The sequence below is a fragment of the Paraburkholderia sp. J11-2 genome (genome assembly GCF_905220185.1).
GTDB lineage: Bacteria > Pseudomonadota > Gammaproteobacteria > Burkholderiales > Burkholderiaceae > Paraburkholderia.
The window spans coordinates 63,365-78,011 of the sequence record NZ_CAJMYY010000014.1; the positions used below are offsets into that span (position 1 = coordinate 63,365).

The window sequence follows — 14,647 nt, forward strand, 5'->3', positions numbered from 1 at the left end:
TGCGTTGTTCTTCTCCTCCACCCGGAGGCGTCAATTCGTCGGCAGCCGTACCCCGCCGTTGAGGACCGTGAGCGCGAGTCCGGGATGGAAGTCCGCGCGCGCCAGATTGCGCTCGTTGGGATGGTCTTCCTGCTTCTGGTTGCCCGCGTAACCGCCCTGTGCGGTGTCGGAAGCGGTGCCATACGGCGTTGCCACGTCGTTCGGTGCGAGCGGCGCCTGGACGCTCACGAGCGTGCCCGCAGGCACCGGCGCGACCGGTGTGATGATGTCGGCGGTCAGTCCGGTGGGCTGCACAAGCACGTAATTGCCCGAGTCGGCGCCGCTGGCGGTCATCGCCGTGCTGACCGGCTTGTTGAAGCCGATAGCCGGATCGTAGAAGTAGCCTACGGCGCTGTTGCCGAGCGTCACGCTGTCGTGGCCGAGCACGCCGGAAAGCGTCGAGCCCGAAAGCGCGTCGAGCACGGTGCCGTCATAAGTCCGGTTGGTCGTGCGCGTGTCCACCACGACGAGCGGCGCGGGCGTGACCGTCACCCAGTCCACGCCGCCCGCCAGCGTGTAGTTGCTGGCGAGCGCCGCGCCGTTGCCGGTCAGCGTGTAGCCGCCGGTCCCGCCGGGTGCGAATGCGATCTGAGTGCCGACGTTCTTCGTGGAAAGCGTGCCGCTGCCGGAAAGCGTGAGCGTCTCGCCGTTCACGCCCTGGAGCACGCCGTTCGCGCCAAAGAGGCTCGGCGCCGCGCCCGTGGTTGCGTCATACACGCGGCTGCCCGTGAGATCGAGCACGGCAGGCGTGATGTTGGCCGACGTGGTCGCCGCCGTGTTGAACGTGTAGTTGCCGGCGTCGGCGCCGCTGCCCGCAATGCCCGTCACGAGAATGGGAATGCCGTTGCCGGCATTCGGCGTGACGAAGTTCGACGATTGCGCGCTGAAACTCACGCTGTCGCCGCTCAGAATTCCGCTGCTCGCGAGGCCGACCGAGGCAGTGCGCGTGCCGTCGTAACTCTTGCTCGTGCCCGTTGCGGTCACGGTAATCGCAAGCGGCGTGATGGTCAGCCAGTCTACGCCGCCAATGAGCGTGTAGTTGCTGGCGAGCGTCGAGCCGTTGCCAGTGAGCTTGAAGCCATTGAGCGCACCCAGCGCGAACGGTTTGCTCTGCCCGGCGTCGCGATTCAGAAGATTGCCGAAGCCTGTGAGCGTGAGCGTTTGACCATCTACGCCCGTGAGTTGCCCACCGTTGCCGAACAGGTTCGCGTCGGCCTGGTTCGTGCCGTCGTAGACCCGGGTGCCGGTCAGGTTCAGGACGAACGGCAGAATGTTGGCCGTCGTGACTGTCGACGTGTTGAACGTGTAGTTCGAGAGATCGCTGCCCGTGCCCGTGATGCCCGCCACGTTGACCGCAATGCCGTTGCCCGCGTTCGGCGTGGCGAAATTCGCGCTGCCCGCGGTGAAGGTGGCCGTGTCCCCCGCCACGAGGCCGCTCACGGTCAATCCGTTGAGCACTGCCGTGGTGGTGGCGTCATAGGTCTTGTTCTGTGCGCTGGCCGTGATCGTCAGCGCACGCGGGGTGATGTCCGCGCTCGTCGTGACGACCCGGCTGCCGAACGTATAGTTGCTGATGTCCGTGCCGTTGCCGTACAGACCCACTGTGATGGGAATGGCCGTACCGACGTTGGCCGTGAGGAAGTTCGCCGAGTTGTAGCCCACCGAGGCGTTGTCGCCCGCCACGAGGCCAGTCACGGTGAAGCTGCTGAGCTGCGCGGTGGTCGTGCCGTCGTAGACCTTGTTCTCGCCCACGGCCGCGATCGTCACCGGCTTCGGCGTGATGTTGACCCAGTCGCCCACGCCGCTGCCGAGCGTGTAGTTGCCGGACAGCGCGCCATTGTTGCCGCTGAGCGTATAGCCCGAGAGGCCGTTCGCGGCAAATGGCTGCTGGACGTTCACGTTCTTGCTCGCAAGCGTGCCAGTGCCGGAGAGCGTAAGCGTTTCGCCGTTCACGCCGGTGAGCACGCCGTTATTGCCGAACAGACTGGCGGCAGCGCCGGTCGTGCCGTCGTACACGCGCGTGCCCTGCAGGATCAGGATGTACGGCAAGATGTCCGCGCTGGCCGTTGCGGTGGCGTTGTAGGTGTAGTTGCCCGCGTCAGCGCCGCTCGCCGTGATGCCGCTTATCGTGACCGGAATACCCGTGCCCGCGTTCGGCGTGGAGAAGTTCGCACTACTGAAGCCGAAATTCACGGTGTCGCCCGCCAGCACGCCAGTTGGCGTGATCGTCGCCGTGGCCGCGGTCGTGCCGTTGTAGTAGCGGCTTTGCGCCGTCGCGCTGACCGTGATCGCAAGGGGATTGATGGTCACCCAGTCGGTGCCGCCCGCGAACGTGTAGTTGCTGGCCAGAGCGGCGCCGTTGCCCGTGAGCGTGAAGCCAGCAAGGCCATTGGCCGCGAACGGCACCTGCGAGCCCGCGTTCTTCGTTGAGAGCGTGCCGGTGCCCGAGAGCGTGAGCGTTTCGCCGTTCACGCCCGTGAGCACGCCACTGCTGCCGAACAGGCTCGCAGCGGCGCCCGCGGTGCCGTCGTAGGTGCGCGAGCCGGTGAGGTTCAGCACGACGGGCAGGATGTTCGCCGTCGCCAGCGCAACGGCGTTGTACGTGTAGTTGCCCGCGTCCGCGCCGCTCGCCGTGATGCCGTTCACCGTGACGGTAATGCCGTTGCCTGCGTTCGGCGTGGCGAAATTCGCACTGCCGAAGCCGAAATTCACGGTGTCGCCCGTGAGCACGCCGTTGCTGCCGATCGTCGCCGTGGCGGCCGTCGTGCCGTCGTAGGTCTTGTTCTGCGCGGTCGCGCTCACGACGATGGGCCGCGCCGTGATATCGCCTGTCAAGCCGGTGGGTTGCGTGAGCACGTAGTTGCCGGCGTCGGTCCCGCTGATGGTCATCGTCGCCGCCGTGACGGACTTGCCGGTGCCCACGTTCTTGTCGGAGAACGTGCCCGTGGTGTCGTTGCCGAGCGTCACGCTGTCGCCCGCGAACACACCGGCGAGCGTCGCGCCGCTCAGCGTGGCGTTCGTCGTGGCGTCATAGACCTTCGTGTTCACCGAGGTGCCGTTGACGGTGAGCGTCGCCGGCGTAATGTTGACCCAGTCCGCGCCGCCCGCGAACGTGTAGTTGCTGGCCAGCGCGCTGCCGTTGCCCGTGAGTGTGAAGCCCGCAAGGCCGTTCGCAGCGAACGCCTGCTGCGTGTTCACGTTCTTGCTCGCGAGCGTACCGGTGCCTGAGAGCGTGAGCGTTTCGCCGGCCACGCCCGTCAACGTGCCATTGTTGCCGAACAGGCTCGCGGCGGCGCTGGTCGTGGAGTCGTACACGCGCGTGCCGGTGAGGTTCAGCACATAGGGCGTAATGTTGGCCGTGGTCGTGGCGGTCGTATTCGTGAACGTGTAATTGCCTGCGTCGGCGCCCGATTCGTTGATGCCCAGAACCGTCACCGTCTTGCCCGTACCCACGTTCTTCGTATCGAAATCGGCGGACTGATCGCTGAAGCTCACCTGGTCGCCCTGCACGATGCCGGGGCTGCCGAGCTGCACAGTGGCCGTGGTCGTGCCATCGTAGACCTTGTTGCTGGCCGTGGCCTGCACCGTGACGCCAAGCGGCGTGATGTTGGCCGTGAGGCCGCTGGGCTGCACCAGCACGTAGTTGCCCGCGTCGGTGCCCGAGATCGTCATGCTCGTGGTCACCGGCTTTGCGCTGCCTACGTTCTTGTCGTTGAACAGACCCTGGGAGTCGTTGCCCAGCGCTACGGTGTCCGAACCAAGCACCCCGCTGAGCGTGGCGCCGAGCAATTGCGCAATGGCATTGCCGTCGTAGACCTTGTTTTGGGCGACCGTGTTGAGCACATTCAGCGTGGCGGGCGTGACGGTGACCCAGTCGGTGCCGCCGACGAGCGTGTAGTTGCTCGTCTTCGCCGCGCCGTCGGCGGTCAACGTGTAGCCGCTCAGGCCGTTCGTCGCGAATGGCTTCTGGTTGCCCACGTTCTTGTCCACCAGCTGGCCGGTGCCGGTGAGTGTGAGCGTCTCGCCATTCTGCCCTTGCAGCACGCCGTTGGTGCCGAACAGGGTCGCAGCGGCAGTGGCCGTGGTGTCGTACACCCGCGTGCCCTGCAAGTTCAATACGCGTGGCGTGATATTGGCCGTGGTGTCCGCGGTAGTGTTGGCGAACGTGTAGTTGGCCGCGTCGGCGCCGCTCGCCGAAATGCCGGTCACGTGCACCGCGAGGTTGTTGCCCACGTCAGACTGGGAAAAGTTGGCCGCCTGGTCGCTGAACGTCACCTGGTCGCCCGCCACCACGGCGGCGCTGGACAGATTGACCTGTGCCGTGGTCGTGCCGTCGTACTGCTTGTTGATGCCGGTGGCCGTGATCGTCACGCCCAATGGCGTGATGCTCGCGAAAATGCCGGTCGGCTGGATCAGCGTGTAGTTGCCGGCGTCCGTGCCCGAAATCGTCATCTGGGTGGAAACCGGCTTGTTGGTACCGACGTCCTTGGTATTGAACAGCCCCGTCGCGTCGTTGCCGAGCACGACGGTGTCGCTGCCGATCACCCCGCTCAGCAGGGCGTTCTGCAAGGTCGCCGTTCGCGTGCCGTCGTAGACCTTGTCGAGCGCGGTCGTATTGAGCACCGTGAGCATGGCGGGCGTGATGGTCACCCAGTCGGTGCCGCCTGCGAGCGTGTAGTTGCTCGCAAGGCCCGTGCCGTTGGCAAGCGCCAGCGTGCCGAGATTCGAAAACGGCACCTGGGTGCCCACGTTCTTGCTGGTCAACGTACCGGTGCCCGTGAGCGTGAGTGTCTCGCCATTGACGCCGTCGATCACGCCCGCGCTCGAGAACAGACTCGCGTTGGCGCCCGTCGTGGCGTCGTACACGCGCGTGCCGGTGAGGTTGATGATCTTCGCCGTGATCTCGCCGAGCGTGCCGGTGGCCTGGGTCGGCAGGCTGTAGTTCGAGAGGTTCGTGCCGACCGGCGACGTATAGTCCGATGGCTCGAGCGTCGCGCTCACGCCCACATGCGTACCCACATTCGGCGAGAAGTAGCCGCTCGCCGCAGTCTGCGTAATCGTCGCGCTCTGGTTGCCCACGAAGCCCGTAATGGTGAAGTCCGACGCGCCGAGCGTGACCGACGTCGTACCATCGTACTGCTTGATGGGGTTGCCGGTGATGCTCACCGTGAGCGGCGCCGGCGTGATGTTCGCGAACAGGTTCGACGGCTGCGAGACGCTGTAGTTGCCCGCCTGCGCGCCGCCCAGGGTGAAGCCGGCCGCGCTCACCGCCAGGTTGGTGCCCACGTTCGGCGTACTGAACTGCCCCGTTGCGCTGCCCGACGAGAGCGTGACCTGGTCGGTGCCGAGCACGCCCGCGAGCGTGACGTTGCCGGTGCTGATCGTAGCGGCCGTCGTGCTGTCGTACACCTTGTTGTTCGCCACCGCACCGTTGATGGTGAGCGGCGCGGGCGTGATATTCGCGCTCAGCCCGGTGATGGTCTGCAACGTGTAATTGCTGGCCGCGCTGCCGGAAATGCTGAAGCCGTTTGCCGTCACGGCAATGCCGTTGCCGACGTTGGACTGGGCGAAGGTGCCCGAGGTGGACGTGGTGAGTGTGACGTTGCCCGCATCGGATGGCACCAGACCCGAGAGCGCCGCGCTGCTCACGTCGAGCGTGTCGGCGGTCGTCGTGTCGTAGACCTTGTTGGTCGCGTGCGCGTTGATGACGTACAGCGGCGCAGGCGTGATGATCCCCGGGCCCGAGGCCGTGGTGGGCAACAGGTAGTTGCTGAGCAGCGTGCCGCTGTTGGCGGTGTAGTTGCCCGGCACGAGCGATCCGCTGACGATCCAGTTGCCCGCGTTCGCGCTCGCGTAATTGAACTGCGTGGTCGGTGTAATGGTCGCGCCCTCGCCGCTCACCATGCCGATGACCTGCAGGTTGCTGCTGCCCACCGGCGCGAGCGTGGTCCCGTTATAGACCTTCCTGGGCAGGCCGATGATCGCGACCGTGAGCGGGGCGGGCAGAATCGTGCCCGTGCCGTAGGCCGAGATCGGGAACGAATAGTTGTTGAGGTTGGTGCCGGCGCCGGGTGTCAGTTCGGACTGCGTAAGGCTCGCCGTAACCGCCTGGGACCCTGCGTTCTTCGTTGCATAGTTCCCGGTAATGGTTTGATTGACCGTCGCGCTGTCGGTCCCAACGAAGCCTGTAAACGTGAAATCGCTCGCGGGAATCGTGGCGATCGTGTTGCCGTCATAGGTCTTCGACGGGTTGTCCGTGATCTGCGCCGTTACCTCGCCGCTGATCGGCCGCTTCACGATCGTGCCCATGCCCGTCGCGGTGGTCGGCAACGCGTAGTCGGAGAGGAGCGTGTTCGGGCCGGCCTGGTAGGCGCTGCCCGGTATGGTCGCGCTTACGCCCTGATAGCCGACGTTGGGCGTCGCGTAGGTGCCCGTCGGCGGGTAGGGATTCAGGGTGATGAACTCGCCGGGAATGGCGCCGGTCACCTGGTAGTTGTTGCTGCTGAGCGAGGCGGTCGCGGTGCCGTCGTACACCTTGGTCGGGTTGTTGATGATGCTTACTTCGACCGGTGCGGGCGTGATGACACCGCTCGTGCTGGTCACGGTGGCCGGGAACGTGTAGTTCGACATCGACGTGCCGGCCGCCGGCACGAAATCGGAAGCGGTGAGCGCCGCGTCAATCGGGATGTTGGTGCCCGCATGCTGCGTCGCATACCCTCCCGACACCTGGCCGATGGTCGCGCTCTGGCCGCCCACGAAGCCCGAAATGGTGTAGTTCGACTGGTTCAGCTGGACCGCTGTGGTGCCGTCGTAGACCTTGGTCGGCGAGCCGAGGAAGGTGATCGTCAGTGGCGCCGGGGTGATGTTCGCGGTGAGGCCCGTGATCGGCGCAATGGAATAGTTGCCCGCCGCCGTGCCGGACAGCGTCAGGCCGCCGACCGAGACAGTGAGATTGTTGCCCACGTTGGACTGGCTGAACGTACCCGTGGACGTGCTCGACGAAAGCGTGACGTTGCCTGCGTCGGAGGCAATGATCCCCGAGACCGCCGCGCCGCCGACGTTCAGCGTCGCAGTGGTCGTGGCGTCGTACACCTTGTCGTTCGCGCTCACGCCCGTAACGGTCAGGAGTTTCGGCGTGATGTTGGCGTTGAGGTAGGCCGGCACCGAGATCGTATAGTCGCCGGCCTTGGCGCCGGTCAGCGTGAGACCCGTGGGGACCACGGAAATCGCATTGCCCACATTGGACGTGGCGAACAGGCCAGCCGCGTTGCTCGCGTCGAGCGAGACCTGCCCGCTGTCCGAACTGACGAGACCGAAGAGCGCGGCGCCGCTCGCGTCGACCGTGGCGGCGCGCGTGCCGTCATACACCTTGTTGCTGGCGATGAGCCCGGTCACGTTGAGCGGCGCGGGCGTGATGGTGCCCGTGCCCGTCGCCGAGGTCGGCAGCGTGTAGTTGGCAAGGTTCGTGCCGGTGTTCGCCGCGAAATTGGTCGATGTGAAGCTCGCGTTGACCGCAATGCCCGTGCCGGCATCCACGCTCGCGTACGAAACGGAACTGGCCTGGTTCACGCTCGCGCCCTGCCCGGCCACAAAGCCCGTGAAGCTGTAGTTGCTGGCCGTGAGCGGCGCCGAGGCCGTGCCGTCGTACACCTTGGTCGGGTTGTTGACGATGCTGACCGTGAGCGGCGCGGGCGTGATCGTGCCGATATCGGCCGAGGCCGTGCCTTTGGCCTGGTAGCCGTAAGCCGGAATGCCGGTCGACGTGTTGATGACGACGCCCGCAAACGTCGTCGGCGAGTTCACGGTGATGTTCGTGCCCGCGTTGGAGGTCGCATAGGTGCCCGTGGCGCTCGCGACGACATCGCCGTTCACAAGCCCCGTGGTTTGCAGATTCGCGTTGGTCAGGTTCGCCGTGGTCGTGCCGTCGTAGACCTTGGTCACGTTGCCCGTGAGGCCGGTCAGCGTGATCGTCGGCGCAAGGCTGTAGAGAAAGCCGTTGCCGGAGGCCGCAGGCGTCGTGCCATAGGGCGCGTTGTACTGGATGTACGAGGGCGCGAGACCGCCGGTCGTGTCGAGCCGCGGGTCGCTCGAGTAGATCAGCCAGGGCGCCGAGGTGCCCGTGCTCACGGCCGCGCTGCCCGCGTTGTTCACGAAATTCGCTTTCGTCGCCAGCACGACGCCAGCGCCGCCCGTCACCGCGCCGCCCGCGGCGATCGTCAGGTTGCCCGTGCCCGCCTGCATGTTGACGGCGCCCGCGCCGGTCACGGGCGCGTTCACGAAGATCGCGTTGAGCGCCTCGAGCGTCAGGCTCGCGGCTGCGTTGGTCCAGCTGATGGCCGCGTTGACGTTGATGTCGCCCGCGCCGGGCGATTGCACGCCGGCGCCCGAGGTGCCCGTTGCCGTTGTCTGCTCCACGACGTTCGTGCCGCCGTTCAGCGTGCTCGAAATCTGGCTGGCCGCATTGGCGTCGATGGTCAGGTCCGTCGGGTCGACGAGCCAGGTGCCGGCCCGCCCGAACGGCGCCGCCGCCGTGATGTGCGCGTCGGGCGCAATGTTGAAATGCGCCGCCGATGTTTCGATCGAGCCCCCATCGCCGCCGTTCGGTGCGCTCGCATCCAGCGTGCCGCCAACGTTGACCTGCCCGGCTGTCATGCCGCCCAGCAGGACGATCTTGCCCTCTTGATCGGCCACCGTCTGGGCGCGAATCTTGCCGGTGTTGTTGACTGCACTGGCGAGAAGCGCGTCTTTCGCGCCAGCGGTCATGATGACCTGCCCGCCGTCGGCCACGATCAGTTGCCGGTTCTCGGCGAGGTTGTCGAGTGTGCTCGCATCGACCTGAATGTGGACGAGGCGTGAACCGTCGAACGTGAGGGTTGCCGCGCTTCCCCCCGCGAGGGCGACCGTGCCGAGCCGCGCGCTGATGACGCCCTGGTTCGATACGCGGTTGCCAAGGAGTGCGACATATCCCCCATCGGCCGCGGTAATCGTGCCCTGATTGACGACGCTGCCCTGCCCGCTGCCGCTGAAGCGGCGGTTGTTGCTGCCGAGGCTGGCGGGGTCGACGTCGAGCGCGGAGGCCACGATGCCGCCGACGTTCACGCGCGCAGACGGGCCGAACAGCACGCCGTTGGGATTGATGAGCCAGACCTGGCCGTTCGCGTTGAGATTGCCGAGAACGGCGCTCGGCGTGCTGCCGAGGATACGGTTGACCGCGAGCGAACTGCTGCCAGGCTGAACGAAGTCGACCGTCTGGCCCGCACCCACATTGAAGCTGCGCCAGTTCAGCTGCAGCGTCTGGCTGGTTTGCTGGATCGTGGTCGTCGAGCCCGACTGCTGGATCGAACCGGCGCCCGAAACGATCTGGCCGCCGCTCGGTCCGCCTGCTGCGTACGCCGCGCCCACCCACAGAAGCGGCGCGCCCGCGAGAACGATCGCGACAAGGCGGCGGACACCGTTGCGGGTTCGACAAGCGCCGCTGCCCGCACGCCGGCACGCGAGTTCCGAAACGACGACCCATTGCCTGAGCGACCGGTTCCAGCACAACTGGTAGATGTGATTCATGGCATCGCCCATCCTCAGCGTGGTACCGGACCAGACAACGCAGCAGCGGATGCAGGCGAGACCCATGACGAGCCGCACGCCAACCCGCTCGCCGTGGCAGTCCGCATCCGGTTGCCGGGTTCGAATCATCGATCCCAGTAGCGCGTTGTGTAAGTTTTGGTAATTCGACGCAACGCTGCCATAGGGATTAAGGGCAAATCCGTTGCCCGATGGGGCAATCGCTGGCGACAAGGCGGGATGATGCGGCGCGGATTCCGGAACGTTGTCGAGTCAAACCATGGACTCCGTAGTTTTTTCCTTTCTGTCATCCGGAGTGCCAATGCTTGCCACGTGCCTTAGAATCAATGCGGTCCGACCCCTGACTACACAACAACGTTTGAGGAGTTGAGATGGCACAGCTGGTCCACCACCCCGTCTATTTGTTTGTCCTGCTGATCGTGCTGCTCTGCGTCGCTGCCGCGCTCGGCGCGCTTGTCTTGCAACGTGTCTTTCCGCTCGCGGACGACTCACGGGACAACTACAACGTCATACAGGGCGCCACCCTCACGCTGCTCGCGCTATTGATTGGTTTTACGCTGTCCATGGCCGTGAGCCGGTACGACCAGCGCAAGAACTACGAGGAAGAGGAAGCCAACGCGATCGGCACGCAATATCTGCGCGCAGACCTGCTCGGCGAAGCCGATGCGCCGAAGGTCAGAGCACTGCTCGCGAAATATGTCGCGCTGCGCATTGCCTACTACAAGACGCGCGACACAAACGAACTCGAAACGCTCAACAACGCAACGTCCAGCCTTCAGGGGCAGTTGTGGGCAAGTGTGCGTGACCCGGCTATCGCGCGGCCCACGCCGATCTCGGCGCTCGTGGTGTCCGGCATGAACGACGTGCTGAATTCTCAGGGCTATACGCAGGCGGCGTGGCTAAACCGCATTCCGCTTTCTGCCTGGGGATTGATGATGGCGATCGCTTTCTTCAGCAATCTCATGCAGGGATATGGCTCGCGTGGCAGCACGGGGCGGCGTGTCTTGTTGTTCGCACTGCCTATTACCGTCGCGCTTTCGTTGTCGCTGATTGCCGATATCGATAGTCCGCGCGGTGGACTGATTCGTGTCGTGCCCGTCAATCTGATTTCGCTGCAACAGTCATTTGGCTCGACGCCATAACGCGTGCAGCAGGCCTGGGCGCTTGCGCTGCCCAGGCCGCCCCCACCTTAGTGCATGTCTCCAACGCTCACGCGATCGGACAGCGCATTCGTGTCACGCGACGACGACGCGGCCCGGATCTCATAGCTTCCGCCATGCACCTGCCACGCGTGCGTCGTGGCATTCCATGTCGCAAGGCGCCGCGCCGGAATGACCACACTCACCTGTTGCGACTGCCCAGGCCGCAAAGCGACCTTCGCCCAGCCCACGAGGCGCTGCGGCGGCTCGCCCAACCCCGGCGGCAGCGTTGCATACACCTGGGCCACTTCCGCCCCGGCACGCGAGCCCGTGTTGGCAACGGTGAACGTGGCGATCACGTTGCCGCCATGATCGGTACGCGTTCTGAGCCCAGAGTACGAATATGTCGTATAGGAGAGGCCGTAGCCGAATGGGAACAAGGGGTCGATGTTTTTCGCATCGTACCAGCGGTATCCCATCAGCAGTCCTTCGCTATAAACGACGTTGAGATTGTTGGGGTCGATCGTCGGCTGCGGCAGATCGGCTTCCTGCCGCGGGAACGTGACCGGAAGCTTGGCGGACGGATTCACGTCACCGAACAGGATGTCCGCAATCGCCTGACCGCCTTGCACGCCCGGATACCACGATTCCACTACGCCGTGAACGCTGGCGAGCCATGGCATCGTGACCGGACTCCCGTTCTCCAGCACGACGATGATCCGCTTGGCCTTCGCGGCCACTGCGTTGATCAGCGCGTTCTGGTCGTAAAGCTGATTGCTCGGGTCCACCTTGTTGTCCGGCAAGGACAAGCTGGCCAGGTCCGTGCCCTCGCTCTCCCACTGCGTGGCGAACACGATCGCCACGTCGGCGCTGGCCGCTGCGCTCGCCGCTGCCGCAGCATTCGTGCCGTCGAAGAACGTGACAGTAGCCTGCGGCGCCTTGGCCTTGATCGCGTTGTACGGCGAGGACTTATACCAGGTCGCACAACTCGATAGCAGCGGATTGCCGGACTGACACCCCGCTACCGCATTGCCGTCTGCCGCGGGCACGCCGCCCGACCCGCCACCGGACAGCACGCCAACGTCGGCATGCCCGCCAATGACGACGATCGAGTGCAGGCCGCCAGCGGCGAGCGGAAGGACCGGCTGATTGCTGCCCGCTGCCGCGCCATTCTTCAGTAGAACGATTGACTCGTGCGCCACGGCCAAAGCGTCACGGTTGCCTGCCGTCTGGTCGACCGAGCCGCCGGGGGTCGGCGGATTGTCCATGACGCCAAGGGCGATCATGGTGCGAAGCTTGCGAAAGACCATGTCGTTCAGGCGGGAAACCGGAACGCTACCGGCCTGGACCGCGGCCTTGAGTGCGCTGCTGAAATAGGACTGAATGCCAAAGCCCGCCCCTGCCGCGCCAAGGTCGCCGGGCTGTTCTTCATCGAGACCCGCCAGCGCGGACGCGACGGTAGTATGGTTGGCCGTCCAGTCCGATTGAACCTTGCCCTTGAATCCCCACTCGGTCTTCAGGATGGTCGTGAGGAGTTCCGGGTTCTGGCACGCATACACGCCGTTGATCAGGTTGTACGAGCACATCACGTTGCCGGGATGCCCCTCGCGCACGGCAATTTCGAATGCCAGCAGCTCCGTTTCCCGCATCGTCCGTTCATCGACCACGGAGTTACTCGTCATCCGGTTCGTTTCCTGGTCGTTCATCGCGTAGTGCTTCACCGTCGCGATCACGTTCTGCGACTGCGTCCCCATGGTGCGGGCGGCGCTCATCGTGCCGCTCAGGACCGGATCTTCGCCCATGTACTCGAACGTGCGGCCGTCACGCGGCTCACGTGCGAGATTGACGCCGCCCCCTAATCCCTCCGCATAGCCGAGCACGCGCAGCTCGCGCGCAATACGCGCACCGTAGGCTCCCGCGAGCGCCACGTCCCAGCTCGAGGCAAGCCCGATCGGCGCAGGAAAGGCCGTGGTATGCGCGTTCTGCACGTTCACGCCGCCAGCCGAATCGGCGGTAGCCAACGCAGGAATGCCCAGACGGCTCACGCCGGGAATGTAACCGGCGCCCTGCACCCACGAAGGAAACGGGCCACCGAGACCGACGGTGGGAATACCCGTTCCGTGCACCAACTGGATTTTCTCGTCGAGCGTCAGTTGGGAGACCAGCACTGCCGCGCGCCGGTCGGCAATATCGCCCTTTTCTTTCCATTCGGCGGCCGGCTGTGCCGCACCTGAAGCCTGGGAAAAGAACTGCGACACAATCGAAAATGGGTTGGCGCCCCAGGTGTTGCCGGTGGCGGCTTGATCCGCGTATGCCACGGAGCCGGCGCACAATGTGCCGGCGACCGCAATCGCTATTTGCTTCGCATTCCTCACAGTGTCTCTCCAGATTTGCCGATTGTATGAGCGATGACCCGCAGGATTGCGGGGCCGTAATCGGACTACATTTTTCTTCTTGTTTTGTGTTGAATTACCCTACGTAGCGTGATGACGATATCACCCGGAGAAACGTTTGCGCTTATCGTGCCGTCGCGGAACTTAACCTTGCGTCGCGAGATCAGGGTTTGCCTTAACCCTGCGTCATCGGCCAATTCGCCGCCACCTTGCAGGCAGATTACGGTTTTGTCGCGCAGGCTCACGGCCCATGCGAATCGAATCATGCCCGCTCAAAACGCGGGCGCATGAGGCCATTTGAGGTTTGAAACAAGGATGCTAAAGTCAGCAGCTACCAGCGGTTAGCCGAGGCGACGTTTCCCCGTTCCATGGTGTCTCCCATGACGACCGATCAAAAGACCGTTTCAAACGTCCTTGCCCAACTTTCACTCAAATCCGCAGTTGAACACGGCATGTCGCCGCACGATTTCACGCGCCTAACTGGCATCACGGAGGCCGAACTCGCGCATCCCGACGGACGCATACCGGCGCACAAGCACATTGCGATGCTCAATCTGCTTGAGCCTGGCTACCAGGCTTCGGAGCGGCTCGAAATTTTTTCCAGTTACTCCTTTCGCGCGCCCATTAGCACGTTATTGGCCATCGTCACGAATAGCCCGACACTCACAAAGGCCTTTGAGCAGTTCCTGCGTTACCGGGTCCTGATCGGAAATGTCGATACCGTGAAAGTCAAGCGCGCTGGCCTGACTTTCGAATTCGAATACGTGCAGGACGGCGCGCGCAAGAGTTCGTCGAGCGCCTTCTACAATTTTCTGCTGCTCACCCGCCTGGCCGAACAGTACAACGACGACGAACCGTACCCCACCCAGATCGAGCTGACTGGCGACGCATTTGCGCCGGTTTCCCAGCTATCGCACCTGAGCGGCGCGACGGTGAAATTCAGGCAAAGCCGCAACCGCATGCTGATGAAAACCGGGGCGGCGGACATGCCGTATCGAAAGTACAACGAGATCACGGAAAATATTCTCTGCGCTCAGGCCGATGCCGATATCCGGCGCTTTCTTATCGGCCATTCCTTTTCTTCGCGGATCGAAGATTTCGTGACGAAGATGATTCGCGAGGCGCATGCCGGCCTGCCATTTTCGAACCCGATGGAGGAAGTCTGCGGCCGGCTTGGCATTTCACGCTCAACCCTGCACCGGCGCTTGCAGGGTGAAGGAACGAACTTCCAGGCGATCCTCTCCCATGCGCGGCTCGAGGAAGCGAGGCGCCTGCTGCCGCTGGCCGATTATTCGGTTGCGGCAGTGAGCGATCTTCTCGGCTTTTCCTCTCCTTCCGCGTTCTCGCGTTTCTTTCTCGAGAACAGCGGCAAGTCTCCTTCGCGCTACAAATTCGAAAACTGCCGGTTCTAGTTGGGTTTTTCAGACACACTGTGATTGCGCTGTCCGCGTTCGAATCGATAGCCGGAGGGCGGGTGCGCGCGCGGGATCGATGCGC

5 protein-coding genes are annotated in these 14,647 nt (G+C 64.3%); 2 read left to right on the forward strand and 3 right to left on the reverse strand.

Going from position 1 to position 14,647, the window contains the following annotated elements:
* Window positions 1-30: 30 nt before the first annotated feature.
* Entirely contained in the window at window positions 31-9,600 is a 9,570-nt protein-coding gene (locus tag U5A57_RS20350; protein WP_321913470.1) for a YDG domain-containing protein, read from the reverse strand.
* A 389-nt stretch (window positions 9,601-9,989) separates the two neighbouring features.
* On the opposite strand from U5A57_RS20350, the gene U5A57_RS20355 reads away from it, so the two are divergent.
* Entirely contained in the window at window positions 9,990-10,760 is a 771-nt protein-coding gene (locus tag U5A57_RS20355) for a hypothetical protein (protein ID WP_321913471.1), read from the forward strand.
* 47 nt (window positions 10,761-10,807) lie between these two features.
* Here U5A57_RS20355 and U5A57_RS20360 read toward each other — a convergent pair whose 3' ends face one another.
* Together U5A57_RS20360 and U5A57_RS20365 are read right to left on the reverse strand one after the other, a co-directional pair.
* A complete protein-coding gene (locus tag U5A57_RS20360; RefSeq protein ID WP_321913657.1) occupies window positions 10,808-12,946 on the reverse strand; it encodes a beta-glucosidase family protein in 2,139 nt (712 codons plus the stop codon).
* 251 nt (window positions 12,947-13,197) lie between these two features.
* Window positions 13,198-13,416 (reverse strand): hypothetical protein, encoded by a 219-nt coding sequence (locus U5A57_RS20365; RefSeq protein WP_321913472.1) that lies wholly within the window; start codon window positions 13,414-13,416, stop codon window positions 13,198-13,200.
* 114 nt (window positions 13,417-13,530) lie between these two features.
* Here U5A57_RS20365 and U5A57_RS20370 point away from each other — a divergent pair, with 114 nt between their 5' ends.
* Window positions 13,531-14,562 (forward strand): AraC family transcriptional regulator, encoded by a 1,032-nt coding sequence (locus U5A57_RS20370; RefSeq protein WP_321913473.1) that lies wholly within the window; start codon window positions 13,531-13,533, stop codon window positions 14,560-14,562.
* Window positions 14,563-14,647: the final 85 nt, after the last annotated feature.